General features: G+C 71.1%; 23 protein-coding genes. 14 read left to right on the top strand and 9 right to left on the bottom strand.

What is annotated here, in order from left to right; all coding sequences use genetic code 11:
• Nucleotides 1–64: 64 nt before the first annotated feature.
• Nucleotides 65–316: a hypothetical protein gene (locus tag JOF36_RS33920; RefSeq protein WP_210034845.1), complete on the bottom strand. Its 252-nt coding sequence runs from the start codon at nt 314–316 to the stop codon at nt 65–67.
• Between the two features lie 10 nt (nt 317–326).
• A complete protein-coding gene (locus tag JOF36_RS33915) occupies nt 327–2,243 on the bottom strand; it encodes a sigma-54-dependent Fis family transcriptional regulator (protein ID WP_307862725.1) in 1,917 nt (638 codons plus the stop codon).
• Nucleotides 2,244–2,666: 423 nt separating this feature from the next.
• Between JOF36_RS33915 and JOF36_RS33910 the strand changes: the two genes are divergently transcribed.
• From JOF36_RS33910 to JOF36_RS33885, 6 genes are all read left to right on the top strand, one after another.
• Nucleotides 2,667–4,304: a ferritin family protein gene (locus tag JOF36_RS33910; protein ID WP_210036428.1), complete on the top strand. Its 1,638-nt coding sequence runs from the start codon at nt 2,667–2,669 to the stop codon at nt 4,302–4,304.
• Nucleotides 4,305–4,510: 206 nt separating this feature from the next.
• The gene (locus JOF36_RS33905; protein ID WP_210034843.1) at nt 4,511–5,572 is read left to right on the top strand and encodes an FAD-binding oxidoreductase; all 1,062 of its coding nucleotides are present in this window, start codon (nt 4,511–4,513) and stop codon (nt 5,570–5,572) included.
• Nucleotides 5,569–6,771 (top strand): ferritin family protein, encoded by a 1,203-nt coding sequence (locus JOF36_RS33900; protein WP_210034841.1) that lies wholly within the window; start codon nt 5,569–5,571, stop codon nt 6,769–6,771. Before JOF36_RS33905 ends, JOF36_RS33900 begins: the two co-directional genes overlap by 4 nt.
• Complete coding sequence (mimD, locus tag JOF36_RS33895) at nt 6,768–7,130, top strand: propane 2-monooxygenase effector subunit MimD (RefSeq protein ID WP_372447438.1); 363 nt, start codon at nt 6,768–6,770, stop codon at nt 7,128–7,130. The genes JOF36_RS33900 and mimD overlap by 4 nt, the downstream gene beginning before the upstream one ends.
• Nucleotides 7,131–7,349: 219 nt before the next feature.
• A complete protein-coding gene (groL, locus tag JOF36_RS33890) occupies nt 7,350–9,038 on the top strand; it encodes a chaperonin GroEL (RefSeq protein WP_210034839.1) in 1,689 nt (562 codons plus the stop codon).
• An 87-nt stretch (nt 9,039–9,125) separates the two neighbouring features.
• Nucleotides 9,126–10,295 (top strand): amidohydrolase family protein, encoded by a 1,170-nt coding sequence (locus tag JOF36_RS33885; RefSeq protein ID WP_210034837.1) that lies wholly within the window; start codon nt 9,126–9,128, stop codon nt 10,293–10,295.
• A gap of 112 nt (nt 10,296–10,407) precedes the next feature.
• Here the strand turns inward: JOF36_RS33885 and JOF36_RS33880 are convergent, their stop codons facing one another.
• Nucleotides 10,408–10,938: a PadR family transcriptional regulator gene (locus JOF36_RS33880; protein ID WP_210034835.1), complete on the bottom strand. Its 531-nt coding sequence runs from the start codon at nt 10,936–10,938 to the stop codon at nt 10,408–10,410.
• 74 nt (nt 10,939–11,012) lie between these two features.
• Here JOF36_RS33880 and JOF36_RS33875 point away from each other — a divergent pair, with 74 nt between their 5' ends.
• The gene (locus tag JOF36_RS33875; protein WP_210034833.1) at nt 11,013–12,395 is read left to right on the top strand and encodes a carotenoid oxygenase family protein; all 1,383 of its coding nucleotides are present in this window, start codon (nt 11,013–11,015) and stop codon (nt 12,393–12,395) included.
• Nucleotides 12,396–12,422: 27 nt separating this feature from the next.
• Here JOF36_RS33875 and JOF36_RS33870 read toward each other — a convergent pair whose 3' ends face one another.
• On the bottom strand, nt 12,423–13,778 hold the full coding sequence (locus JOF36_RS33870) for a sodium/glutamate symporter (protein WP_210034831.1): 1,356 nt from the start codon (nt 13,776–13,778) through the stop codon (nt 12,423–12,425).
• Between the two features lie 118 nt (nt 13,779–13,896).
• On the opposite strand from JOF36_RS33870, the gene JOF36_RS33865 reads away from it, so the two are divergent.
• The 4 genes from JOF36_RS33865 to JOF36_RS33850 all read left to right on the top strand — a co-directional run bounded on the left by JOF36_RS33865 (nt 13,897) and on the right by JOF36_RS33850 (nt 16,794).
• Nucleotides 13,897–14,898: an iron-siderophore ABC transporter substrate-binding protein gene (locus tag JOF36_RS33865; protein WP_210034829.1), complete on the top strand. Its 1,002-nt coding sequence runs from the start codon at nt 13,897–13,899 to the stop codon at nt 14,896–14,898.
• Between the two features lie 24 nt (nt 14,899–14,922).
• The gene (locus JOF36_RS33860; protein ID WP_210034821.1) at nt 14,923–16,107 is read left to right on the top strand and encodes an MFS transporter; all 1,185 of its coding nucleotides are present in this window, start codon (nt 14,923–14,925) and stop codon (nt 16,105–16,107) included.
• Between the two features lie 109 nt (nt 16,108–16,216).
• Nucleotides 16,217–16,489, top strand: a complete 273-nt coding sequence (locus JOF36_RS33855) for a BrnT family toxin (protein WP_210034818.1) — start codon at nt 16,217–16,219, stop codon at nt 16,487–16,489.
• Between the two features lie 11 nt (nt 16,490–16,500).
• Entirely contained in the window at nt 16,501–16,794 is a 294-nt protein-coding gene (locus tag JOF36_RS33850) for a hypothetical protein (protein ID WP_210034816.1), read from the top strand.
• A 248-nt stretch (nt 16,795–17,042) separates the two neighbouring features.
• On the opposite strand, the gene JOF36_RS33845 is transcribed toward JOF36_RS33850, so the two are convergent.
• The 3 genes from JOF36_RS33845 to JOF36_RS33835 form a co-directional block, all read right to left on the bottom strand.
• Nucleotides 17,043–17,669: an MBL fold metallo-hydrolase gene (locus JOF36_RS33845; RefSeq protein WP_210034814.1), complete on the bottom strand. Its 627-nt coding sequence runs from the start codon at nt 17,667–17,669 to the stop codon at nt 17,043–17,045.
• Complete coding sequence (locus tag JOF36_RS33840; protein ID WP_210034812.1) at nt 17,669–18,757, bottom strand: S-(hydroxymethyl)mycothiol dehydrogenase; 1,089 nt, start codon at nt 18,755–18,757, stop codon at nt 17,669–17,671. Before JOF36_RS33840 ends, JOF36_RS33845 begins: the two co-directional genes overlap by 1 nt.
• 220 nt (nt 18,758–18,977) lie before the next feature.
• The gene (locus JOF36_RS33835; protein ID WP_210034810.1) at nt 18,978–19,541 is read right to left on the bottom strand and encodes a hypothetical protein; all 564 of its coding nucleotides are present in this window, start codon (nt 19,539–19,541) and stop codon (nt 18,978–18,980) included.
• Nucleotides 19,542–19,844: 303 nt separating this feature from the next.
• Between JOF36_RS33835 and JOF36_RS33830 the strand changes: the two genes are divergently transcribed.
• Nucleotides 19,845–20,906, top strand: coding sequence for a fumarylacetoacetate hydrolase family protein (locus JOF36_RS33830; RefSeq protein WP_307862724.1), 1,062 nt, complete (start codon nt 19,845–19,847; stop codon nt 20,904–20,906).
• On the opposite strand, the gene JOF36_RS33825 is transcribed toward JOF36_RS33830, so the two are convergent.
• Nucleotides 20,868–21,350 (bottom strand): acyl-CoA thioesterase, encoded by a 483-nt coding sequence (locus JOF36_RS33825; RefSeq protein ID WP_210034808.1) that lies wholly within the window; start codon nt 21,348–21,350, stop codon nt 20,868–20,870. The two genes, JOF36_RS33830 and JOF36_RS33825, sit on opposite strands and share 39 nt — an antisense overlap.
• Nucleotides 21,351–21,380: 30 nt before the next feature.
• Nucleotides 21,381–22,124 carry a MerR family transcriptional regulator gene (locus tag JOF36_RS33820; protein ID WP_210034806.1) on the bottom strand — a complete coding sequence of 248 codons (744 nt, stop codon included), beginning with the start codon at nt 22,122–22,124 and terminating at the stop codon, nt 21,381–21,383.
• A gap of 189 nt (nt 22,125–22,313) precedes the next feature.
• Between JOF36_RS33820 and JOF36_RS33815 the strand changes: the two genes are divergently transcribed.
• Entirely contained in the window at nt 22,314–23,534 is a 1,221-nt protein-coding gene (locus JOF36_RS33815; protein WP_210034803.1) for an acetyl-CoA C-acetyltransferase, read from the top strand.
• 33 nt (nt 23,535–23,567) lie between these two features.
• The gene (locus JOF36_RS33810) at nt 23,568–25,742 is read left to right on the top strand and encodes a 3-hydroxyacyl-CoA dehydrogenase NAD-binding domain-containing protein (protein ID WP_210034801.1); all 2,175 of its coding nucleotides are present in this window, start codon (nt 23,568–23,570) and stop codon (nt 25,740–25,742) included.
• The last annotated feature ends 110 nt before the right edge of the window (nt 25,743–25,852 follow it).

Here is a 25,852-nt window from a genome sequence, read left to right as displayed (position 1 = left end):
CGGTAGGCGGACGGCCCGCGGTCCGCACCACCCCGGCGCACCGGGTCGGCGCGCGCCGGACGGGTCAGCGACGCTCCCGGCCCCGGGCGTGTGCCCGGCGCAGCAGCGCCGCCGTCACCACCATCAGCCCGAAGACCACGAGCGCGGCGGCGATCGCGTGCACCCACGCGGGCGAGCCCTCGGGCAGCAGCAGCGGTACGAAGAACACCCCGACCAGCGAGCTGCTCACCGCGATCAGGACCAGCAGCGGGCGCGGCATGTCCTCCGGGAACGACAGCATCCGCACGAGCCAGGTGCGGCGGGCCGGGTCGGACACGCCCCGCACGCTACCCGGAGGCGGCGGATCCCTCCGGCACCGTGATCCCGTAGCCGCGGATCTTGCGGTAGATCGTCGCCCGGCTCATCCCGAGCCGCCGGGCCGCCTCGGCCTTGTTGCCGTCGGCGTCGAGCAGGGCGTCGACGATGGCGTCGCACTCGATCGACTCCAGCGGCGTCAGCACCCGGCGGGTCAGTGCCCGGGTCTCCGGCGGCAGGTCCTCGATCCGGATGATCCCGGTCCGGCGGCGGGCCACGACCTTGCGGAGCACCTGGTAGAGCTGGTCCACGTTGCCCGGCCAGCGGTTGCGCATCAGCACCCGCAGCGCCTCCGGCGAGCAGGTCAGGTCGCCCCGGGTCAGGCGGGCCAGCAGGTACGGCACGAGCTCGCCGACGTCCTCCACGTGGTGCCGCAGTGGCGGAACCTCGATCGTGCGCGGGAACGCACGCAGCAGCGCCGTGACCTCCGGGGCGTCGAGCGGGTCCGTCCCGTCCGGTGCCGCCGACCGGGTCGCGACCACCCACGGCCGCTCGTGGTCGGTGGACTCGCGCATCGGTTCCAGGGCGTCGGCGAGTGCGGTCGCGGCCGGCGCGGCGAGCTTCTCGACGTCGCGCAGGATCAGCGTCCCGCCGCGGCCGGCCAGCTCGTCGGAGACCTCGCTCAGCCAGCGAGGACAGAAGTCCGCCGAGTCCAGCACCCGCACGTGCCCGGCGGGGGAGTGCAGGTGGTGGGTGGCCCTGGCCAGGGTGGTCCGGCCCGAGCCGGGCTCACCCTGCAGCACCACCCACTCGTTCTTGCGGAAGTTCCGGTCCACCACCTGGGCGCACTTGGTCCACAGCGCACCCGAGCCGACGGCGGTGGGGAGCGCGGTGGTGATCGTCGGGGCCGACAACGTTCGGCCCACCGTCTCGCGATGGGTCAGCGTCACCAGCACCACGCCGCCCGCGGACCCGGGCTCGTTCCAGCTCGGGCGGCACTGGACCCGCGCGGTCGAGCCGCTGGGCAGGTCCATCACCAGCTGCCGGCCGCGCCCGGCGCGCAGCGCGTCCGCGGCGCCGGACAGCAGGGTGACCTGGTCGCCGGGCGGGATGAGCTCGCGTGCCCGGTCGTTCATCATCACCAGGTCGTCGCCGACGGCGAGCACCGCGGTGTTCCCGGCGCGCTGCACGGCGGCGAGGTAGTCGTGCAACAGGGTCAGCTCGCGCCGGCCGGACGCCGCCAGCAGCGCCTCCTCGATCCGCCGGGCGGTGGTCGCCGCGGTGGCCATCATCAGCGCGCTCGCCTCCCGCCGCCAGCCGGTCAGGTCGATGACGCCGAGGATCTTGCCCGTGACCGGGTGCCGGATCGGGGCGCCGGCGCAGGCCAGGTCCTCGAGGTGTTCGACGAAGTGCTCGTGCCCGAACACCTCGGTCGGCCGGCGGCCCTCCAGGGCGGTGCCGATGCCGTTCGTGCCGACGTGCCGCTCGGCGTAGGAGAAGCCGGGGGCGAGCCAGACCCGGTCCAGGTGCTGGCGCAGCCCGGAGTCGCCGGTGCGCCGGTCCAGCACGACGCCCTCGTGGTCGCAGAGGATCAGGCTCATCGGCTCGGTGATGAACTGGTCGCACAGCTCGGACAGGATGGGCTCGGCCGCACGCACCAGCTGGCTGTCGGTCTCCCACTCTAGCTCGGGCAGGTCGATCGAGTTCGCCGGGACGTCCATGTCCCGGGAGCGGATCCAGGAGGCCAGGATCGGCGGGCGGACGGTCTCGGGGGTGACGTCGTCACGGTGCAGGAAGGCCTCGCGGGCGGCAGCGATCCGCTCCGCCGTGGCGGTCGACGTGGTGGAGCCCGTCAGAAGATCGCTGGTGGGGCCGTCCACCGGGTGTCGCGGGCCCGGTGGCCCGTCCGGCCCGGAGCCGCCCCGCACACCGTCGGACAGGTGTCTCACACACGGCCTCCTCGCCTGCGTCGAGATCGGGAACCACACCCCGCATCCGGTACCTGAGCAGCGGTGACCTGCCGCGGATGTCGGTGTGACGGCGACGGTACGCGCCGTGAGAGCAAGATCACCAGACGTGACGGGTCGGGAGCGTCTCATATTGAGACCTCCGGCGCCGCGCCCAACCGGTGTGATTCCCAGCACGGAACGACGGAGGCGGAGCCGCGGGATCCACTCGCGCGTCTTCGCTGCACCGATCGGACCTGCAACCGATCACCAACCCGGGGCACCCGCGCTCGCCCCGTGGTCCGGCGGTCGGGCGAGGTGGCCCCCGGCGGCACGACGGCCGGGGTCCGCGCACGACGCACGACCGGTTGGGCTGAATCCGACCACCACCCACCACCGTGAGGAGACGACGTGAGTCGGCAGAGCTTGGCAAAGGCTCACCAGAAGATCCAAGAACTCTCCTGGGAGCCGCTGTACCACGAGCCGTACATGAAGTACGGAACCGACTACACCTTCCGGAAGGCAGCGAAGAAGGACCCGCTCAAGCAGGTTCTCCGCTCCTACTTCCCGATGGAGGAAGAGAAGGACAACCGCGTCTACGGCGCGCAGGACGGTGCCATCCGCGGCAACATGTTCCGGCAGGTGCAGGAGCGCTGGCTGGAGTGGCAGAAGTTCTTCCTGTCGATCATCCCGTTGCCGGAGATCTCGGCGGCGCGCTCGATGCCGATGCTGTTCCAGGCGGTTCCGAACCCGGAGCTGCACAACGGCCAGGCGATCCAGATGATCGACGAGGTTCGGCACAGCACGATCCAGCAGAACCTCAAGCGCCTGTACATGAACAACTACATCGACCCGGCGGGCTTCAACAACTCGCTGAAGAACTTCCAGACGGACTACTGCGGCAGCATCGGCCGCCAGTTCGCCGAGGGGTTCATCACCGGTGACGCGATCACCGCGGCGTCGGTCTACCTGACCATCGTCGCCGAGACGGCGTTCACCAACACGCTGTTCGTGGCGATGCCGGCGGAGGCCGCCGCGAACGGTGACTACCTGCTGCCGACGGTGTTCCACTCGGTGCAGTCCGACGAGTCGCGCCACATCTCGAACGGCTACGCGACCCTGCTGATGGCCCTGTCCGACGAGGACAACCGGCTGCTGCTCGAGCGCGACCTGCGCTACGCGTGGTGGAACAACCACCGCGTGGTCGACGCCGCGGTCGGTACCTTCATCGAGTACGGCACGAAGGACCGCCGCAAGGACCGCGAGTCCTACGCGGAGATGTGGCGTCGCTGGATCTACGACGACTACTACCGCTCGTACCTGCTGCCGCTGGAGAAGTACGGCCTGGTCATCCCGCACGATCTGGTCGAGGAGTCCTGGAACCAGATCTGGAACAAGGGCTACGTCCACGAGGTCGCGCAGTTCTTCGCCACCGGTTGGCTCGCCAACTACTGGCGGATCGACGGCATGACCGACGACGACTTCGAGTGGTTCGAGTACAAGTACCCGGGCTGGTACGACCGCTACGGCAAGTGGTGGGAGAACTACAACCGCCTCGCCAAGCCGAACGGTCACCACGCGATCGTGGCCGAGGACGTCGACTACGTCTATCCGCACCGTTGCTGGACCTGCATGGTCCCGTGTCTGGTGCGTGAGGACATGGTCATGGACGAGGTGGACGGCCAGTGGCGCACGTACTGCCACGAGATGTGCCACTGGACCGATGCCGTGGCTTTCCGGCCCACCTACCAGGGTCGTGAGACCCCGAACATGGGCAAGCTCGTGGGTCACCGCGAGTGGGAGACGCTCTACCACGGCTGGAACTGGGCCGACGTCGTCAAGGACATGGGCCACGTGCGCGACGACGGTCACACGCTGACCGCCCAGCCGCACCTGGACCTGGACCCGAAGAAGATGTGGAACCTGGACCACTTGCGGCGGATGCCCGCCTTGGCGAGCCCGAACGTGGTGCTCAACGAGATGAGCGACTCCGAGCGCGCGGCGTTCGCGGCGGACTACGTCCGCCAGGGGCCGGCCGGTCGGCCCGCGCCCACCGACGCCTGAGCGCGGGTCAGGCGAGGGGGAGGGGCTCCCGTCATCCCATGACGGGGCCCTTCTCCCGCGGCCCGGCCGGGGGGTCGTCTCCCCGGCCGGGTCACCCCGCCCTCCCGTCACTGAATCCGGGACACGTGTGGCCGGGATTGCCCGATAAGTCGCTTTTATCGCGCCGGTTGCACGGTGCTCTTCGTCAGAGAGGTGGTTCGTAGACCGTGGGTGACAAACACGTCGTGCGGTTCGAGCCGGTCGGCATCGAGATCGAGGTCGACGAGGACCAGAACATTCTCCGCGCCGCCGCCGAGCAGGGCGTGCAGCTCATGCACGGCTGCAAGGAGGGTCAGTGCGCGGCCTGCAAGTCCTTCGTCCTCGAGGGTGAGGACATCGAGTACGACAGCTACTCGACGTTCGCGCTCCCCGACTACGAGAAGGAGGAGGGCTCGACGCTCCTCTGCCGGGCGCACGCCTACGAGGACCTGGTGATCGAGCTCCTCAACTACGACGAGGAGATCATCCGGTCCGGCCTGCCGCTCACCAAGGGCACGGTCGAGGTCGTGTCCAACGAACCGGTCACCCACGACATGCGCCACCTCACGGTCAAGCTGGTGGAGCCGGCCGAGATCAAGTTCTTCCCGGGCCAGTACATGGACTTCGTCGTCCCGGGGACCGAGGAGACGCGCTCGTTCTCCATGGCCAACCCCCCGAACCGGGACGGCATCTACGAGTTCGTCATCAAGATCTACTCGGACGGCCTGTTCTCCGAGTACCTGGACAAGAAGGTCCAGGTCGGGGACAAGCTGCAGGTCGAGGCGCCGTTCGGGACCTTCACGCTGCGCCAGAACCGCAACAGTCCGCTGATCTTCGTGGGCGGAGGTGCCGGCATGGCGCCGGTGCTGGGCCTGCTGCGGGCGATGGCGGAGGGCGGGGTCGAACGGCGCGCGACCTTCTACTACGGCGCGCGGACGGTGAAGGACCTCTGCTTCGAGAGGGAGCTCGCCGCCCTGGCCCCCCAGCTCACCGGCTTCCGGTTCGTGCCCGCGCTGTCCGAACCGGACAGTGCCGACAGCGCGGGCTGGGACGGGGAGACCGGTCTGATCACCGATGTGGTCAGGCAGCACGAGGCCGATCTGAAGGGAGCCGATGCCTACGTCTGCGGTCCGCCGCCGATGGTCGACGCGGCGATCGCGACGCTGACCCAGCTGGGTGTGAGCGAGCAGAACATCTTTTACGACAAGTTCACCACGACCGGTGAACAAGAAGGTGAGGACGGACAGTGACCACCACCGAGAGCAGCACGTCGTCCGGTTCGCAGCGCAGCGTTCCCAAGCCCGTCTTCACCGACGCGGAGGCCGGGGCACGGGAGTTCCCGGACTCGAGTGCGAGCGCGCGCCGCTACAACTACTTCAAGCCCGCCAAGCGGAAGCAGACGCACTACGAGGACGTCACGGTCGAGGTCCAGCCGGATCCCCGGCACTACCTCGCGCAGGGCTGGCTCTACGGGTTCGCCAACGGCGAGGGCGGCTACCCGCTGCACTGGACCAAGCTGAAGGCCTGGGGCGTCGACGAGCCGGAGCCGGCCCGCGGCATCGGTACCGGTGCCATGCACGTCAAGGACTGGCCGGCGCACGGCTGGCACGAGTTCCGGGACCCCAACGAGGAGTGGGAGCAGTCCCTCTACCGGTACAACGCGAACGTCGTCCGCCAGCTCACGCAGAACATCGAGAACGCCCGTAACGCCAAGGCGTTCGAGATGTGGAACCCCAACTGGACCACGTTCGTCGAGCGCAACGTCGGCGCCTGGATGCACATCGAGCACGTCCTGGGCCTCTACGTCTTCGCGGCGAACGAGCGGTCGGCGCCGACCAACATGCACAACACCGCGCTCGCCGCGAACTCCACCCGCAAGATCCGGTTCGCCCAGGACCTGGCGCTCTACAACCTGACGCTCTCCGAGGAGATCGACGCGTTCGACGGTTCGGCGCACCTCGACGCCTGGAACAACGCGCCGGAGTGGCAGGGCGCCCGCAAGTTCCTCGAGACCCTGCCGGCGATCCAGGACGACTGGGGCGAGGCGGTCTTCGCGGCGAACATCGTGTTCGAACCGCTGATCGGTGAGCTGTTCCGGTCGCACCTGGTCATGCAGTCCGCTGCCACCAACGGCGACTTCGTCACCCCGACGGTGATGGGTGCCGGCGAGTACGACTTCGCCATGCGCGACCTGCGCTGGACGCTCGCCTGCTTCTCCCCGCTGGTCACCGACCGGGAGTTCGCCGACCACAACCGCGAGCTCATGAACGGCTGGCTGCGGTCCTACGTGTCGCAGGCGCTCGAGGCCGCCCGCACGATGCAGCCGATGTGGTCCCAGTCCGACTCGAAGCCGCCGACGTTCGAGGACTCCCTCGACCGTGCGAAGAACCGGTTCGCCGGGATCTGCACCGATCTCGGTCTCGACGTCCCCGAGGAGCTGAAGCAGTGACCAGTACCGACAGCCCGTTCAAGCAGGACAGCACTGCCTCGAACATGTGCGGCTTCACCCTGATGAACAACCAGATCGGCGTGGTGATCGCGACCGTCATGGACCGTCAGGACAACGTGACCGTCACGCACCTGCCTTCGATGATCCGTATCGACGGCACGGGCATGTTCGAGCTCGACTACGCGGCGCTCGACGAGGAGGCCGGCGAGGAGGACGGCTGGTTCGACGCCGCCGAGTTCGAGGAGAACATGTCCACCCACTACGGGCGCATGGTCCACCTCGACGACAAGACGATCATGTTCGCCAACCCCGAGGACGCGGCCGAGTACATCGACTTCGACCTGAAGCCGGTGCACTGAGCGGAGCTTGCGTAGCAAGCATCTGCACTGACCCCCTCGTCCACCAGGCCCGGCCCTCGCCGAGCCGCTGACGCGCCGCACCGCCCGGGACGACGACCCGGCGCGGGAACCACCGTCCCCGAGCCGGCTCGGGTGGTGCGGCGCCGCTCGGACCACCGAGCACGCGTTGATCCGCACCCGCGCACTGGACCAACTCATCTCTCCGGGAGGACTCCCACCATGGCCAAGGAACTCCGTTTCGGCGCCGACGGCCGGCACCTGCTGCAGGCCGGCGTCGACCAGCTGGCCGAAGCCGTCAAGAGCACGCTCGGGCCCAAGGGCCGCAACGTCATCCTGGAGAAGATCACGGGTTCGCCCGAGGTCACGAACGACGGCGTCACCATCGCCCGCGAGATCCACCTGCGCGACCCGTTCGAGAACATGGGCGCCCAGCTGCTCAAGGAAGCGGCGGTGAAGACCAACGACACCGTCGGCGACGGCACGACCACCGCCACGGTCATCGCCCAGGCGATGGTCCGCGAGGGCATGAGCGCGATCGAGCGTGGCGGCAACCCGGTGCTGGTCAAGCGGGGCATCGACCTCGCGATCGGCGCCCTCGTCGACCGGCTGCAGAGCGTGTCGCACCCGGTCAGCACCGAAGAGGACTACGCGCGCGTCGCCTCCATCTCCGCCAACGACGACGAGGTGATCGGCAAGGTCGTCGCGAGGGCCCTGCACACCGTCGGTGACGACGGCGTGGTCACCGTCGACGACAACCCGGTCCAGGGCATCTCGGTGTCCTTCGTGGAGGACTTCGAGTTCGACAACGGCTATGTCTCGCCGTACATGGTGACGAACCCGGGCACCCTCGAGGCGATCGTCGACGACCCCTACATCCTCTTCTCCGCCGGGCGGATCAAGGACGTCCAGCAGATCATGCCGGTGCTGGACCGGATCATGCGCAACGAGCGCAGGCCGCTGGTCGTGCTGGCCGAGACGGTCGAGGGCACCGCGCTGCAGATGCTGGTGCACAACCACGTCAACGGGCACTTCCAGGCCGTCGCGATCCAGGCCCCGGGCTTCGGCGAGAAGCGCATCCACCTGCTCGAGGACATGGCCGCGCTGTGCGGCGGCCAGGTGCACTCGAAGAGCTCGTCGTTCTCCCTGGACCAGATCGACATCGAGCACCTGGGCCGCGCCTCGCAGGTGCGGGTGACCAGCGACCACACCACGATCATCGGTGGGAGCGGGGACAAGCAGAAGCTGGAGTACCGGCTCTCGCAGCTGCGCGCGGAGCTCGCCAGGGCCACGATCGGCACCGATGAGGACTTCTTCTCCGACCGCATCGCCCGGCTCTCCGGCAAGGCCGCGATCATCTCGGCCGGCGCGCCGACGAACGCGGAGGCCCGCGAGGTCCGGCACCGCGTCGACGACGCATTGCAGGCGACCCGGGCCGCGGTGGCGGAGGGGATCGTCGCGGGCGGTGGTGTCGCGCTGCTGCACGCGGAGCACGCGCTGGACGAGCTCGATGTCACCGGCGACTACCGGATCGGTGTCGAGATCGTCCGGCACGCGCTCAACGAGCCGGTGCACCTCATCGCCTCCAACGCGGGCTACGACGGCGACGAGGTGGTCAAGCAGGTCACCACCATGCAGGTCGACGAGGGCTTCGACGCCCTCGAGGGCCGCTTCGGGAACATGATCGAGATGGGGATCATCGACCCGCTCCGGGTGGTCCGGTCCGCGCTGCAGAACGGTGCGTCGGTGGCCGGCCTGATCCTCACCACCAACTCGCTGGTGGCCGAGGAGCAGACGCCCTGGAACAAGTCGCTGATGACCGAGTTCGGACAGCTGGACGAGGGGATCCCGCAGCCCAGCCCGGACTCGAGCACGCCGCAGTCGATGGGCCTCGGCCCGTCGGTCGGCTAGGCGGGGGCCGCTCCGGAGCGAGAGTGCGTCACCATCCGGCCCGGCACGCGGTGTGCGTGCCGGGCCGGGTTCGTGAGGGTGGAAGGTGTGGAGGCCGAGGTGGACCGGTGTTGCGGAGGTGCCGGCGTCCCGTTCGTCGTGGACGCCCAGGTGCACGGCTGGGACGGCCGGCCGCACAATCAGGCCGGGCCGGCCGGTGAGCAGTTCGTCGCCGACCTCCATCACCGGCACCGGATGGTCGACCCGTCGCCGCGACCGCTGTCGGCCGACGTGTTCGGCCTGGTCACCCCGGACGCGCTGGGGGCGCACGTGCTGTCCGCCGTGGACCGCGCGGTGCTCGTCCCGGCGACCTTCGACGACCTGTTCGTGCTCGGTTTCGCCGCGCCCACCTGGCATGCCGAGCTGGCCGAGGAACACCCCGGGCGGCTGGTGCTCGTGGGCGAGCTCGACCCGGCCGACCGGGCCCGGGCGCGGGGGATCGGCGCCCAGGTGGCCCGGGGCGGGTTCCGCGCCCTGACCGTGCTGCCGGCGCGCCGCCCGGAGACGGCGGTGTCGCTGCGTACCCCGTGGCTGCGCCGGACGCTGATCCGGGCCGAGCAGGGCGGGGCGCGGGTGGTGCACCTCGGTGTCGCGCCGACCGCGCGGCCGCCGCTGAGTGCGCCGGACTGGGCGCACGCCGGGGTGGTCCAGGGCGGTGACGCCGCACCGCGACCGCGCTGGCCGTCCTGGGCCGAGCCGGTGCGGGCCGGGTCGGCGCTGCCGGTCCGCGCCCGGACGGCGGGCCCGCTGCCCGCGGGCTCCGTCGACGTCGCCGAGGTGCGGGAGCTCGCCGCGGCGCTGCCCCGGGTCCGGTTCGTGCTGGGTGCGGCCTCGGCGCCGACCGCGGCGCTGCTGCGCCTCGCCCGGCTGCCCAACGTGTACGTGCTGCTCACCGACCTGCTCATCGCGCTGCGCCGGAACCCGGTGCCGGCCGCGGAGGCGCTGGGGGAACTGCTGGCCGCGTACGGGCCGGACCGGCTGATGTTCGGCAGCGGCTACCCACTGGTGCGGCCGGCCCGGTTGATCCGGGACCTGATGACCTTCCGCTACCCGGACGCGCTGCGCGGACGCTTCCCCGAGCTCGACGACGACGTCCGCGAGGCGCTCCTCGGCGGCACCGCGGCCCGGTTGTACGACCTGGCCGCTCCCCAGGCGCCGTGCACCGAGATGCACCGGGCGCGGAGCCCGGTCCTGGCCGGGCGGGCGCCCCGCCGGTAGCCGGTAGCCGGTAGCCGGTAGCCGGTAGCCGGTAGCCGGTAATACGGTCGGTGACACCCGTCCGGCCGGTCGCGCCCGTCGGCTCCGCCGTCGGTTCTCCGCGCGCAGCCGGTCAGTTCTCCGCGCGCAGCCGGTCCGCCGCCCACCGGGCCCAGTCGCGGACCACCTCGTACTGGCGGACCCCGAACTCGGCGGCGAGCTGCCCGAGCCCCTCCGGGCCGAGCATCGGCGCGGTGTCGGGATGCTCGGCGCGGACCTCGCGGAGCTCGGCCGCGCCCTGTTCGGCCTCCTGCTCGATCCGGTCGAGCAGCTCCAGCGCCTCCGGCCGGGGGAGGGCGGCGATCAGGAACATCCGCAGGACCGGCTCGTTGCGGACCCGGCCCTGCTGCTGCGGTGCCAGCATCCAGCGTCGCAGCTCCGCGCGGCCGGCCTCGGTGACGTCGTAGGTCTTCGCCCCCCGCGGGCCCTGGGCGGTCACCTCGACGAGCCCGTTCGCGGCGAGCTTCGCGAGCTCCGGGTAGATGCTGGTGTGCCCGGCCTGCCAGGCGTAGCGGCCGAGGTCGCTGTCGAACATCCGGGTCAGGTCGTAGCCGGTGCCCGGCTCCACCGCGAGCAGTCCGAGCAGAGCATGGGGGAGCGACACGGGACCGAGCTTACCTGCCGGTACTGACATGTTGTTATTGACATGTCCGACCCTGACGGTCGATTCTCGGGTCCATGACGTCGACCGAGCACGTGCCGCCGTACCTGCAGGGACACTTCGCGCCCGTCCCCGACGAGATCACCGCCCACGACCTCCCGGTCTCCGGGTCGTTGCCGCCCGAGCTGTGCGGGCGCTACCTGCGCAACGGCCCCAACCCGCTGCCCGGCCAGGACCCCGGTCACTGGTTCGGCGGGGCCGGGATGGTGCACGGGATCCGGCTGCGCGACGGGCGCGCGGAGTGGTACCGCAACCGCTGGGTGCGCACCCGGCTCCTGGACGGTGCGCCGTTCGTGCGGCCGGACGGCACGTTCGACCTGACCGTCGGTCCGGCCAACACGCACGTGATCGAGCACGCCGGCCGGATCCTGGCCCTGGTGGAGAGCAGCTTCCCGTACGTCGTGACCCCGGAGCTCGACACCGTCGGGCCGGACGACTTCGGCGGTCGGCTCACCACCGCGATGACGGCGCACCCGAAGACCGACCCGGTCACCGGGGACCTGCACTTCTTCGGCTACGGGATGCTGTCGCCGTACCTGACCTACCACCGGCTCTCGGCCGCCGGCGAGCTCGTGACCAGTGCGGACATCACCGTCGGTGCGCCGACGATGATGCACGACTTCGCGATCACCGACCGGCACGCGATCTTCCTCGACCTGCCGATGACCTTCCGGATCCAGGACGCGCAACGGGGCGCGATGCCGTTCGGCTGGGACGACGGCTACGGCGCCCGGCTGGGCGTCATGCCGTTGGACCGGCCCGGTGAGGTCCGCTGGTTCGAGATCGACCCGTGCTTCGTCTTCCACGTCGGCAACGCGCACACCGACGACCGCGGCCGGATCGTCGTCGACGGCGCCCGCTACGCCCCGGCCGACGTCGCGGTCATGTGGTCCTCGCTCGGGGACGGCCCGGCCGGTCCCGCCGCGTCCGCCGCCGCCACCGGCCAGGCGGCGCTGCACCGGTGGATCCTCGACCCGGCCACCGGTGCGGTCACCGAGTCCGTGCTCTCCGAGCCGGGCTGCGAGTTCCCGACCGTCGACGACGGCACCGTCGGCCGCCCGAACCGCTACACCTACGCCGTCGCCGACACCGGCCCGCTCGGTGCGCCGCGGGCCGCGGTGCTGCGGCACGATCGCACGCGCGACGAGCTGGCCACGCACGAGCTGGACCGTGACCTGATCGCCGGCGAGGCGGTGTTCGTGCCGTCCGGCGCGCCCGACCGTGCGGAGGACGACGGTTGGCTGCTCTCGATCACCACCACCCGTGACGGGCGGGCCTCGGAGCTGCTGGTGCTCGACGCGGCCGACGTCGCCGGCGCGCCGGTGGCCCGGGTGGAGCTCCCGCGCGGGGTGCCGACGGGCTTCCACGGCTCGTGGATCCCCGACACGGTGCTCGGCTGAGCCCGGCGTAGGACGGGTGTCGGCTGCTCAGGTGGTCCTTCCCCCGGTGCGCTCGGACGGGCGGGGCCGGGTCCAGCCGAGCAGGAACGGCAGCGCGAGCGCGACGAGCCCCACGGCCGTCCAGCCGACCGCGACCGCCCAGCCCAGACCGGCCAGCACGATCAGCGGTGCGAGCGCGACGCTGCCCGTCTCGAGCGGTGTCACCGGGAGGTAGGCCAGGCCGAACTCCTCGAGGGTGCGGCTGTCCAGATCGGGGTCGACGATGCGGAGCAGGGCGACCGACGTCGCCACGGCACCGGTGGCCCAGCCCCAGGTGAACAGCGACTTCTCGAACCAGGCGCCGTGCATGACCGACGGGGTGATCCAGCGGAACATCGCGAGGTTGAGTGCGAGCGCGGCGACGAACAGCAGCGCGAGCGGGGCCCAGTAGTCCGCGACCAGGCTCGGAGTGATCGACGCGATGCCACACACGATCAGGACGTCGGTGCTGACCCCGGAGATGCTCTTGAGCGTGCGCTGGTCGCAGTACTGCCAGGCCGGGGTCCGGCGGGCCACCGTCTTGACGAGCAGCCCGGCCAGGAAGGCGAGGATGAACACCGGTACGGAGAACGACGGTACCAGCAGGCCGATGCCCTCGGCCGCGCCGTAGCCGAGAACGGTGATCGCCGCGACCAGGCACACCTGCAGGCCGAGCGGCTCGATGGAGGAGGCCGACGTCGTGGCGATACCGGTGGGCTCGCGGTCGCCGGGTGGTACGAGCCCCGTCCGCAGCGTGGCGGGCAGCTCCTCGAACCGGCCGAGCCGCTCGGTGTGCCCGCGCCGGGCGCCCCAGTTGGCGATGGCGATGCCGCCGACGACACCGGCGAGCATGCCGACCGTCGCGGAGGTGAAGGCCAGCGAGCTCGCCCCGGCCCAGCCGGCGTCGCCGAGCACCGACCCGACGGCGGCAGCCGAGCCGAAGCCGCCTGCCCAGCCCGCGAACAGCAGCAGCCCGAAGGTGTCGGGAGTGCCGAAGACCGGGACGAACAGCGCATACGCCAGCACCATGCCGAGGCCGACCTGCAACGCGTAGGTGGCGAACGAGTACGCCGAGAACGCGGCCGTGGAGCGACCGAACCCGCGGGCGTGCGGATCGTCGCCGAGCCCCAGGCAGGCGAACACCACGGCGATCAGCACCGAGGCGTAGGTGCCGAGCTGGTCGGAGAACGGCAGGACCCCGAGTACCTGCGGTCCGAGGAGCAGGCCGAGGAACCCCGCGATGACGCTCGCCGGGAGCATCAGGCGCTGGGCCGGTCCGACCCAGCGCCTGATCAGTGTGCCGACGAGGAGCAGGCCACCGATCAGCCCGACGTCGACCACCAGGGACCAGGGTCCGTAGTTCATGCGCACCTCCTCCGCCGAAAGGAGTATCAGCTCAGGGCTGCTCGGCGGAAGTGATCGCCTATATAGGCAAGCCTTACCTGTGTCGCTACGATCCGTCGCGAACAGGAGAGGTGGACACATGGGATTCACGCGACGGCAGGTACTGCTCGGATCGCTGGCCGCGGCCGGCGGGGTGTTGCTGACGGGATGCGGTGAGGGCACCGAGGCAGACCAGGGCGGCGGTACGGCGGCGGGCGACGGTTTCCCGGTCACCATCGAGCACGAGTTCGGCACGACGACGATCGAGCGCCCTCCGCAGCGCGTGGTCAGCATCGGTTACACCGACCACGACGCGATCCTCGCGCTCGGCGTGCCCGTGGCCGGCGTCCGGTTCTGGTACGGGGAGCCGATCCAGCCCTGGGCGGTGCAGGCGGTGCAGCAGACCGGGTCGCAGCCCGAGGTCCTGAACATGTCGACGCCGGAGCCGGAGAAGATCGCCGCGTTGCAGCCCGATCTCATCATCGGGATCTACTCCGACCTGGAGCAGGCGAGCTACGACACGATCAGCAGGATCGCGCCCACCGTCGCCGCCCCGGCCGGGTTCAGCGACTACGGCGTCCCCTGGCAGGACGCGACCCGGTACACCGGCCGGGCGCTGGGCCGGTCCGAGCAGGCCGAGCGGCTCGTCGCGGACCTGGAGGCCCGGTTCACCGCGGCCCGCGACGCCAACCCGCAGTGGGCCGGGCGGGAGGTCGCCGTCGGCACTCGGGGCGCCGACCAGCTGAGCATCTTCTCCTCGCAGGACCCGCGCTCGCGGTTCTTCACCACGCTCGGCTTCGTGGTGCCGCCCCGGTTCGACGAGCTGACCGGCTCCAGCTTCTACGCCGAGCTCAGCTTCGAGCAGGCGAACGAGCTGGACCGTGACCTGCTCGTCTGGGACCAGGTGTCGTTCACCCCGGGTGGACGGGCCACGATCGAGGCCGACCCGCTGATCTCCCGGCTGGCGGCGTCCCGCGAGCGGCGGAGCATCTTCCTGGAGGGCTCCACCGAGGTGGCGTTCGCCTGGCAGACGGTGCTGAGCCTGCCTGCCGTACTCGACGGTGTCGTCCCGCTGATCGAGCAGGCGCTGCCGAAGGTCTGATCCGGGGTTTGCCAGGGTGAGGGCGTGCCCCGTTCCCTGTCGTCGCCGCCGTTCCTCCTGCTCCTGGCCGCCACCTCGCTCGGCTTCGGCGGCTACGCACTGCTGCTGCCGGTGGTGCCGCTGTGGGTGGCCCGCGGCGGGGCGGGGGAGTTCGGTGCCGGCCTGACGACCGGCGTCCTGATGGCGGTCACCGTCGGCACCCAGCTGCTGGTGCCCGCGATGCTGCGACGGGTGGGGCACCGGCCGGTGCTCGTCATCGGGTCGTTGCTGCTCGGGCTGCCCACCCCGCTGCTCGTGCTGACCGCCGACCTGGCGCCGGTGCTGGCGGTCTCGGCGGTGCGCGGTGTCGGGTTCGGGATGGCGACGGTGGCCGGCAGCGCGCTGGTCGCCGAGCTGGTCGAGCCGTCCGCGCACGGCCGGGCCTCGGCCCGGTACGGCTACGCCGTCGGCATCCCGCAGCTGGCGTTCCTGCCTGCCGGGGTGGCGATCGTCGACGTGCTCGGGTTCGCCGGGGTGTTCCTGGTCGCCGGGATCACGCCGGTCCTCGGGGCGCTGGTCGTGGCGTTCGTGCGCGGTCCGCGGCCGGCCGGGGCGCTCGGCGGGGCCCACCGGAGCAGCGGGGCCGGAACGCACGGCGGCGGCGTGCCACCCCATCCCCGGGAGCACCGGCGCCGGCTGCCCGCCGCGCCGGTGCTGGCCATGCTGGCGTGTTCCACCGCGCAGGGCGGAGTGATCACGTTCGCCCCGCTGGTCGCACCCGGCGCGCGGTTCGCGGTGCCCGCTGCGCTGTTCGTGACCGCACTGGGAGCGCTGCTCGGCCGCGGGGTCGCCGGGGCCCGCGCGGACCGCAGCGGCCGGCCGGGCGCCCTGCTACCGGTAGGGACGCTGCTCGCCGCGGTGGGGATGCTCGGGGTGCTGTGTGCTCCGCTCGCACCGGCGTTCCTGGTGGCGGGCGCGGCCGCGGTCGGTGCCGGGTTCGGTCTGGTGCAGAACGACGCGATGGTCGCCCTGTTCGCCGCGGCGGGACCGCTGCACTACGGCGCGGCCAGCGCGGCATGGAACATCGCCTACGACGCGGGCACCGGCCTCGGCGCGGCCGGGTTGGGGGCGATCGCCGAACCGTTCGGCTTCGTCGCCGCCTTCGGGACGACCGCCGCGCTCCTGCTGGTCGTCTCTCCGGTCGTCCGGCGCCGGCGACCGGCCGGGTGAGCCCGAGCGTCGGTGCTCCCCGAGAAGGGCCGCTTCTCGTAGCAGCTCTCGCATTCGCGCCGGAACGCCGTTACGGTGGAAGTGCAATGCATTGCAGTACGGTGCGCATGTGGCGTGGCGGGAGATCAGATGGACCGACGACAGCGACACTCACATCGCTCGCCATGACGTCACGCCGGGCGAGGTCGAGCAGGTCGTCAACACCCGGCCTCGCCTGGTCGAACCCGGGCCCGGCGACATCGAGGAGCTCTACGGCCGCACCGACGCCGGCCGCTACCTCGTGGTGATCCTCAGCGAAGCCGAAGACGGCCGTGACTTCGTCGTCACCGCGCGCGACATGACCGACAGCGAACGCCGGTCCTTCCTCCGGCGCACCACCTAGGAGGCCCCGCCATGAAGCCCGATGAGCTCGAGCGGCTCCGCCGGCACTACGACACCACCGACCTGAGCAGCAACATCGAACGCGCCCGCCTCGACGCCGACGTCGATCCGAACCCGATGGTCACCACGTCGCTACGGCTGCCGAAGGACGTCCTGGACTGGGTGCGCGAGCAGGCCGATGCTCAGCACACCAAGCCCACCGCCCTGATGCGCCAGTGGATCGAGGAGCGTCGCAGCAAGACCCACGACCTCGAAGCCCGCCTGTCCCGACTCGAGCAAGCCGTCTTCGACCCCGCCACGCACTGAGGGCTGCACAGTGCCGGCCGCCTCGGCCGGCACGCTCCAGAAGCGCGATCGAGTCCGTCGGGATCGTCTCCGCGGAGCAGGTCGAGGAGCGCTCGCCGGCCGTGACACCCGCCGAGATGCGGCTGAGGGGGAATTGTCGATCTCCACAGGCCGCTGGGCCGCATCTCGGCGAGTCCGTCGCCGCGGGGCCGTGCCGGGACGGGCCCGGCACCGTGGTCGGTGCCGGGCCCGGTCGCCGCTCGTGATCCTCAGGACCCGTTGCGGATCCATTCCTCCAGGTGGGGTGCCTCGTCGCCGATCTTCGTCGAGTCGCCGTGCCCGGTGCGGACCTGGGTATCACCCGGCAGCGTCAGCAGGGTGGTGCGGATCGACTCGATGATCGTGTCGAAGCTCGAGTAGGACCGCCCGGTCGCGCCCGGCCCGCCCTGGAACAGGGTGTCGCCGGTGAACACGATCCCGAGTTCGGGGGCGTAGAGGCACGACGAGCCCGGTGAGTGGCCGGGGGTCTGCAGTACCCGTAGGTCGATCCCGCCGGCGGAGAGGACCTGTCCGTCGGCGAGTTCCTGGTCGGGTTTGCGGTCGGGCCAGGTCATGTCCCACAGGACCATCTCGGCCGGGTTGAGCAGGATCGGTGCGGAGAACCGGTCGGCCAGGGCGGGGGCCTGGTTGACGTGGTCGTCGTGGGCGTGGGTGCACACGATGGCCTTGACCCGCCGGTCGCCGACGGCGGCGGCGATGGCGTCGGCGTCGTGGGCGGCGTCGATGACGAAGACCTCGGAGTCGTCGCCGACGATCCAGACGTTGTTGTCGACGTCGAAGCTGCCGCCGTCGAGGTTGAAGGTGCCGGAGGTGACCACGTGATCGATGGGGGCCATCAGAGGATCACCACCGAACGCAGGACCTCACCGGCGTGCATCTTGTCGAAGGCGGACTCGATGTCGTTGATGCCGATCTCCTCGGTGACGAACTTGTCCAGTGGGAACCGGCCCTGCAGGTACAGGTCGACATACATCGGGAAGTCGCGTGAGGGCAGGCAGTCGCCGTACCAGGACGACTTGAGCGCGCCGCCGCGGCCGAAGTAGTCGATCAGGGGGATCTCGGGGGCCTGCAGGTCCGGGGTCGGGACGCCGACCAGGACGACGGTGCCGGCGAGGTCGCGGGCGTAGAAGGCCTGCTTGTAGGTCTCCGGACGTCCGACGGCCTCGATGACGACGTCGGCGCCGAACCCGCCGGTGGCGGCCTGGATGGCCTCGACCGGGTCCTGTTCCTTGGCGTTGACGGTGTGGGTGGCGCCGAACTCCTGGGCCCACTTGAGCTTGCGGGGGTCGGTGTCGACGGCGATGATCGTCGTCGCGCCGGCCAGGTGTGCGCCGGCGATGGCGGCGTCACCGACGCCGCCGCAGCCGATCACGGCGATCGAGTCGCCGCGCCCGATCTGGCCGGTGTTGACCGCGGCGCCGAGTCCGGCCATCACTCCGCAGCCGAGTAGTCCGGCGACCTTGGCCGGGGCGTCGGGGTTGACCTTGGTGCACTGTCCGGCGGCGACGAGGGTCTTCTCGATGAATGCGCCGATTCCCAGGGCGGGGGACAGTTCGGTGCCGTCTTCCAGGGTCATCTTCTGGGTCGCGTTGTGGGTGTCGAAGCACAGGTGTGGCTTGCCCTTCTTGCACGCCCGGCAGACCCCGCAGACCGCGCGCCAGTTCAGCACGACGTAGTCGCCGGCCTGCAGGTCGGCGACACCCTCGCCGACCGACTCCACGATCCCGGCGGCCTCGTGGCCGAGCAGGAACGGGAACTCGTCGTTGATGCCACCGAGCTTGTAGTGCAGGTCGGTGTGACAGACCCCGCAGGCCTGGATCTTCACCACGGCCTCACCCGGGCCGGGATCCGGGACATTGATCGTCTCGACGGTCACCGGCTCGCCCTTGGCGCGGGCCACGACCCCGCGTACCTGCTGTGCCATTCGTTCTACTCCCACTCGTCCTCGACGACATCCGTTAGGACCGATGCTCGGATCGCGACTCTGGCATGGGTCGCGGGCCAGTGTCTCCCCGGACGGCCCCGAAACACGTGTTACTCGCCGGTTACCCCCTCCGGTGGTCGGATCGGAGCGGTCAGGGGCGCGGGTGGAACGCCGCGGACACCGCCCGCGGCGTTCCACCCGTCGGGAGGTGCCGGCCGGCTCAGAAGTCGAAGCCGCCGCCGTCGTCGAACCCTCCGTCGTCGAACCCGGGGTCCTCGGCCGGGGGCTCCTCGGCCGCGGCGACGTCCTCGCCGCCGGCGTCACCGGTGTCGTCGAACATCGCGTCGGCGATCGCGGTGCCGATGAACGCGCCGGCGACACCGGCCAGCAACGACCCGGCGATCATGCCGCCCATGCCCGGACCGCGTCCGCCGCCCAGCGATCGCTCCATCGTCCCCGGGTTGCGCATCTCGGCCCGGGTCGCCATCCGGGCCATGTCCTGCGGGTCGGTCGAGGTCGCGCGCTCGGACTCGGGCACCTGCGCGCTGACGTCGGTCAGCACCTTCTGCCGCTGCTCCGGGGTGAGCTTGGCGAACGCCTCGGCGTGCGCCTGTTCCACCTGCTCCGGCGGGGCGGTGCGGAGCATGTAGCGGTAGCGCTCGATCGCCTGCTGGTCCGGGTCCTGCGGCTGCTGCGGCTCGCTGCCGGATCCGGGGTGCTGCTGCTGTCGCGGGGCCTGGGTGCCTCCGGTGAGGCGTTCCTTGAGCTTGTCGAGCAGACCCATCTGTGGGGCCCTCCTGGGGTCGGGGAGTCACGCCCGGTCCGGACGAACCGGGCACATCCGGACGAACGTCCCGTACCCGTCGCTGGTTCCCGGAACCGTCCCGGGTGGACGGGAACGCACCGCCGGACGAGGTGGTGACGGGCGTGTGCGTGGCCGTGCGGCACCGCATCGCGGGTACGGTCGGGGACCGTGACGACCCCGAACGCACCGTCCAGCCCGCCCCCCGGACTCGCGCTCGGTGCCGTTGCCTGAGCCGGGCGTCCGGGCGGCTCCCGGATCGCCTGCCCGCTGCCCGACGGTGGCGTGCTCGACGTCGGCTCGCTCGCCACCGCGCAGCGCGGCCCGTATCCCGACCTGCTGACCGCGCCCAACCTGGACCGGCTGCTCGACGCGGGCGCCTCGGTCTGGCGTGAGGTCTGCGAGTGGCTGGCGAGCTGGCGGGTGGACCACGAGCGGGCGTTCGCGCACCGTCTCCCCGCCGAGGGACTGGCCCCGGTGCTGCCCTTCACCGTCGCCGACTACGTCGACTTCTACGCCTGCGAGCAGCACGCCCGCAACGCCGGACTGATCTTCCGTCCGGACGCCGAGCCGCTCACCCCGAACTGGCGTCACCTGCCCGTCGGCTACCACGGCCGGGCCGGCACGGTGCGGGTCAGCGGGAGCCCGGTCGACCGGCCGTGCGGGCAGCGGGCGGCCGGGGACTTCGGCCCGACCCGCCGGCTCGACCTGGAGGCCGAGCTCGGTTACGTGCTCGGCGGCCCGGTGCCCGGCCCGGTGTCGGTGGACGACGCGGCGGACCACGTCTTCGGCGTCGTGCTGCTCAACGACTGGTCGGCCCGCGACGTGCAGGGTTTCGAGACCCGCCCGCTCGGCCCGCACCTGGGCAAGTCGTTCGCGACGTCGATCTCGGCCTGGGTGACGCCGATCGGCGAGCTGGCCGCGGCCCGCGTCCCGGTGCCCGCACACGACCCGGAGCCGCTGCCCTACCTGACCCCGAGCGCGCCCGCGCACGGCCTGGACCTGGACCTCGCCGTGCACGTCAACGCCGAGCGGGTCGCGACCCCGCCTGCCGCGGACCTGTACTGGTCGCCCGAGCAGCTGGTGGCCCACCTGACGTCGAACGGGGCCGGGCTCCGCGCCGGTGACCTGCTCGGCTCCGGGACGATCTCGGGGCCGGAGCGCGACCAGTTCGGCTCGCTGCTGGAACTGTCCTGGAACGGGCGCGACCCGGTCGCGCTGAACGGGGGCGGGCACCGCTCGTGGCTGGAGGACGGCGACGAGGTCCTGATCACCGCGACCGCCCCGGCCGCGGACGGCGGCCGCTTCTCACTCGGCGAGGTACGGGGGCGCATCCGCGCCTCGTGAGGGGCTCTCGGGGTCAGGACCGCGGAATCCGTCCACGGGCGTCAGAGCGTTCCGGATCAGCGGCGGGACCTCCCGCTCGCCGCCGCCGTCGGCGGCCACCACCAGGTAGCCGTTGCGGCAGTCGCAGGTGACGATCCGGTTGCCGGCGTCGTCGAGCGCGCGGACCTGGAAGTCCAGCGCGAAGCCGGTCCGGCCGATCCGGGCGGTGGAGACCGCGACCACCACGTCCTCGCCCCAGCCGACGCCGGCGTGCCAGTCGAGCTCGGCGCGCACGAGCTGGACGTCGTAGCCGGCGTCGAGCATCGCCCGGTAGGTCAGGCTGCGCGACTCCAGGAACTCGGTCATCGCCTCGTCGAACCAGGCGAGGTACCAGGCGTTGAACACGACGCCCTGCGCGTCCACCTCGTGGTAGGGGACCCGCATCGGGAACTCGAAGGCCGACATGGCGTGATGTTACGGCGACATCGCCGGTGATCACCCGTTCTGGGAGCTTCCACCCACCCGGTCGCGGATGGTCCGGTTCACCGCCCGGCCGAACGTCGCGACCACGCCCTGCACGGTGATCGGCTTGAGCCGGGAGAGCGCCGCGGCGAGCCTGGTCCGCTCCTCGGCCGGGCGGCCACGGTCCCGGTAGGGCTGCAGCACCTCGTCCTGGAACAGCGCCATGAGGTCCTCGGCCAGCGCGGACATGTGCTTCTCGATCAGCGCGTGCGAGCGTCTCCAGAGCTCCGGCGGCAGTCCCGAGTCCAGTGTCTGCAGCGCCGAGGCCAGCGCGGTCGCACCGCGGACCCGGACGGTCCCGTCGTCGTGCAGGATCAGGGCGCCGAGATGCTCCAGGGCGCCGACGTCGTCGTCGGACAGGCGCCGGCCCGCGCGCCGGTCGAGGTCGTCGCGGGACAGCTCCTCACCGTCCTCGGGCAACCACGGGGTGAGCAGTGCCCGCTGCAGGGCGAGCTCCTCCGGCCCGGCGTCGTGCGGCAGCCGGGCCAGGTGCTTCTCGATGGCGGCGAGGGTGAAGCCCAGCGCGGTCAGCTCGCTGATCAGCTCCAGGCGGGCGCGGTGGCCCGCGTCGTAGAGGCCGGTGCGGCCGCGCAGCCGTGGCGCGGGGATCAGGCCCTTGCCGGCGTAGAACCGGATGGTGCGCACCGAGACGCCGGTCCGGTCGGCGAGCTGGTCGACGGTCAGCAGGGCGTCGGTCTCGGTCGGCGCGGCGGACATGGCGAGCACAGTACGGGCCGAGCCACGAACGTGACAGTGTTGATGTGACATTGCTGCTGTCGAATACTCGGTCGAGCGTCTTGACCCATGTGACAGCACTGCTGTAACAAAGCTACCAGCAAGTAGGTGGCGCACAGCCGCGCCGCGCGCTCGTGACCACAGCGCCCGACCACCCCACGAGAGGTTCGGATGAGCGAGATTCCCGAGGCCTACATCTACGATGCGATCCGCACGCCACGCGGCCGGGGCAAGGCCTCCGGTTCGCTGCACGAGGTCAAGCCGATCTCGCTGGTCGTCGGCCTGATCGACGAGCTGCGCAAGCGCAACCCCGAGCTGGACCCGGCCGTCGTCGACGATCTGGTGCTCGGCGTCGTCTCCCCGATCGGCGACCAGGGCGGCGACATCGCCAAGACCGCCGCCATCGCCGCCGGGCTGCCGGACACCGTCGCGGGTGTGCAGCTCAACCGGTTCTGCGCGTCCGGTCTGGAGGCGGTCAACACCGCCACCCAGAAGGTCCGCTCCGGCATGGAGGAGATGGTGATCGCCGGCGGCGTCGAGGCGATGAGCCGGGTGCCGATGGGCTCCGACGGCGGCGCCTGGGCGATGGACCCGGACACCGCCTACGAGACGGGCTTCGTGCCCCAGGGCATCGGCGCCGACCTGATCGCCACCCTGGAGGGCTTCTCCCGGACCGACGTCGACGCCTTCGCCGTCGAGTCCCAGACCCGTGCCGCCAAGGCGTGGGCCGACGGCCGGTTCGCGAACTCCGTCGTCCCGGTCGTCGACCGCAACGGCCTGACGATCCTCGACCGTGACGAGCACATCCGGGCCGGCGCGACCGTCGAGACCCTCGGCGGGCTCAAGCCGTCGTTCGAGATGATGGGCCGTGACGGCGGGTTCGACGCCGTCGCGCTGCAGCAGTACCACTGGGTCGAGAAGATCGACCACGTGCACCACGCCGGCAACTCGTCCGGCATCGTCGACGGTGCCGCGCTGACCCTGATCGGTACCGAGGCCGCCGGCACGGCAAACGGGCTCACCCCGCGCGCCCGGATCGTGTCCACCGCGCTCTCCGGCGCCGACCCGACGATCATGCTCACCGGCCCGGCGCCGGCGTCGCGCAAGGCACTGGCCAAGGCCGGCCTGACCGTCGACGACATCGACCTGTTCGAGATCAACGAGGCGTTCGCCGCGGTGGCCCTGCGCTACATGCGTGACATGGGCATCTCGCCGGAGCAGACCAACGTCAACGGCGGTGCCATCGCGATGGGCCACCCGCTGGGCGCGACCGGCGCGATGATCCTCGGCACGCTGGTCGACGAGCTCGAGCGTCGCGACCTGCGCCGTGGCCTCGCCACGCTGTGCGTCGGTGGCGGCATGGGCATCGCCACCATCGTCGAGCGGGTCTGAGCCTCTCTCCCGGACTTCGGAAGGAAACACACAGTGAGTGAGCAGAAGGCCGTCCGCTGGGAGAAGGGTGCGGACGGGATCGCGATCGTCACCCTCGACGATCCGGGCCGCAGCGCCAACACGATGAACGACCGCTACAAGGCGGCCATGGGTGAGGTCGTCGACGAGCTCGTCGCCGCGAAGGACGACATCGCCGGCGTGGTCATCACCTCGGCCAAGAAGACCTTCTTCGCCGGTGGCGACCTGCAGCAGCTCTCGGCCGCCGGGCCGGACGACGCCCCGCAGGTGTTCGAGAACGTCACCGAGGTCAAGGCCCAGCTGCGCAGGCTGGAGACCCTCGGCAAGCCCGTGGTGGCCGCGATGGCGGGCACCGCGCTGGGCGGCGGGCTCGAGATCGGTCTGGCCTGTCACCACCGGATCGGTATCGACGCCAAGGGCGTCGTCTACGGCCTGCCCGAGGTGACCCTGGGCCTGCTGCCCGGCGGCGGCGGCGTCACCCGGGTCGTCCGGATGCTGGGCATCGCGAACGGGTTCATGAACGTCCTCGCGCAGGGCCAGCGGCACAAGCCGGCCAAGGCGCTCGAGGTCGGGATCATCGACGAGCTGGCCTCGACGCCCGAGGAGGTGCTGTCGAAGGCCAAGGAGTGGGTGAAGGCCAATCCGGAGGCCGCCCAGCCCTGGGACAAGCCGAAGTACAAGATCCCCGGCGGCACCCCGTCGAGCCCGTCGCTGGCCTCGATCCTGCCCGCGTTCCCGGCGAACCTGCGCAAGCAGATCAAGGGTGCGCCGATGCCCGCGCCGCGCAACATCCTCGCCGCGGCCGTCGAGGGCTCGCAGGTCGACTTCGACACCGCGCTGCGGATCGAGGGTCGCTACTTCGCCGAGCTGGTCACCGGCCAGGTCTCGAAGAACATGACCAAGGCGTTCTTCTTCGACCTCAACGCGATCAACGGTGGCAAGTCCCGCCCGGACGGCCCCGAGAAGTGGGCGCCGAGCAAGGTCGCGGTGCTCGGCGCGGGGATGATGGGCGCCGGCATCGCCTACGTCTGCGCCCAGTCCGGCTGGGAGGTCGTGCTCAAGGACGTCTCCCGCGAGGCCGCCGACAAGGGCAAGGCCTACTCGCAGGGCCTGGTCGAGAAGGGCGTCTCCCGCGGCAAGGTCACCCAGGACAAGGGCGACGCGCTGCTGGGCCGGATCACCCCGACCGACGACTACGCCGATCTCGCAGGCTGCGACGTCGTCATCGAGGCCGTCTTCGAGTCCGTCGAGCTCAAGCAGGAGGTGTTCCGGGAGGCGGCGAAGTACATCGACGCCGACGCGCTGCTCTGCTCGAACACCTCGACGCTGCCGATCACCGAGCTCGCCAGGGGCATCGACCGGCCGGACGACTTCATCGGCCTGCACTTCTTCTCGCCGGTGGACAAGATGCCGCTGGTCGAGATCATCAAGGGTGAGCGGACGAACGACGCGGCGCTGGCCAAGGCGTTCGACCTGACCCTGGGGATCAGGAAGACCCCGATCGTCGTCAACGACTCCCGCGGGTTCTTCACCAGCCGGGTGATCGGCACCTTCATCAACGAGGGCGTCGCGATGATCGCCGAGGGCATCGACCCGCAGACGATCGAGCAGGCGTCCTCGCAGGCCGGCTACCCGGCTCCGGTGCTGCAGCTGATGGACGAGCTGACCCTGACGCTGCCGCGCAAGATCCGCGAGGAGACCCGCAAGGGCGTCGAGGCCGCCGGTGGCACCTGGACCCCGCACCCGTCGGACGCCGTGATCGACCGGATGGTCGACGAGTTCGACCGCAAGGGGAAGAGCTCGGGCGCCGGGTTCTACTCCTACGCCGACGGCAAGCGGACCGGCCTGTGGCCGGGGCTGCGCGAGCAGTTCGGGGCGACGAACCACGAGGTCGACCTGCACGAGCTCTCCGAGCGCATGCTGATCATCGAGTCGATCGAGACGGTGCGCTGCGTCGACGAGGGCGTGCTGGAGACCGTCGCCGACGCCAACATCGGCTCGATCTTCGGCATCGGTTTCCCGGCCTGGACCGGCGGCGTGCTGCAGTACATCGAGGGCTACCCCGGTGGTCCGGCCGGCTTCGTCGCCCGCGCGGACGAGCTGAAGGGCAAGTACGGGGAGCGGTTCGACGTCCCGCAGAGCCTGCGGGACCGTGCGGCCAAGGGCGAGACGGCCACCGCCGCCGCCTGACCCCGCCCCGTCGAGAGCCCCGCCGGCACCCTGGCCGGCGGGGCTGCTCGTCGTGGGGCCGCGCTTCGCCGCGGGACCGACCGGACGGCCGATCGGCGTCACGTGCACCA

Origin of the sequence: Pseudonocardia parietis, from assembly GCF_017876315.1 — a bacterium.
Classification (GTDB): Bacteria; Actinomycetota; Actinomycetes; order Mycobacteriales; family Pseudonocardiaceae; genus Pseudonocardia; species Pseudonocardia parietis.
This window is presented reverse-complemented; position numbering and strand designations above follow the sequence as displayed.

What these genes read in the sequence shown, in the direction of transcription:
- groL (WP_210034839.1), top strand. Translation starts at nt 7,350, where the DNA reads ATGGCCAAGGAACTCCGTTTCGGCGCCGACGGCCGGCACCTGCTGCAG.
- JOF36_RS33875 (WP_210034833.1), top strand. Translation starts at nt 11,013, where the DNA reads ATGACGTCGACCGAGCACGTGCCGCCGTACCTGCAGGGACACTTCGCG.
- JOF36_RS33870 (WP_210034831.1), bottom strand. Translation starts at nt 13,778, where the DNA reads ATGAACTACGGACCCTGGTCCCTGGTGGTCGACGTCGGGCTGATCGGT.
- JOF36_RS33865 (WP_210034829.1), top strand. Translation starts at nt 13,897, where the DNA reads ATGGGATTCACGCGACGGCAGGTACTGCTCGGATCGCTGGCCGCGGCC.
- JOF36_RS33850 (WP_210034816.1), top strand. Translation starts at nt 16,501, where the DNA reads ATGAAGCCCGATGAGCTCGAGCGGCTCCGCCGGCACTACGACACCACC.
- JOF36_RS33845 (WP_210034814.1), bottom strand. Translation starts at nt 17,669, where the DNA reads ATGGCCCCCATCGATCACGTGGTCACCTCCGGCACCTTCAACCTCGAC.
- JOF36_RS33840 (WP_210034812.1), bottom strand. Translation starts at nt 18,757, where the DNA reads ATGGCACAGCAGGTACGCGGGGTCGTGGCCCGCGCCAAGGGCGAGCCG.
- JOF36_RS33835 (WP_210034810.1), bottom strand. Translation starts at nt 19,541, where the DNA reads ATGGGTCTGCTCGACAAGCTCAAGGAACGCCTCACCGGAGGCACCCAG.
- JOF36_RS33825 (WP_210034808.1), bottom strand. Translation starts at nt 21,350, where the DNA reads ATGTCGGCCTTCGAGTTCCCGATGCGGGTCCCCTACCACGAGGTGGAC.
- JOF36_RS33820 (WP_210034806.1), bottom strand. Translation starts at nt 22,124, where the DNA reads ATGTCCGCCGCGCCGACCGAGACCGACGCCCTGCTGACCGTCGACCAG.
- JOF36_RS33815 (WP_210034803.1), top strand. Translation starts at nt 22,314, where the DNA reads ATGAGCGAGATTCCCGAGGCCTACATCTACGATGCGATCCGCACGCCA.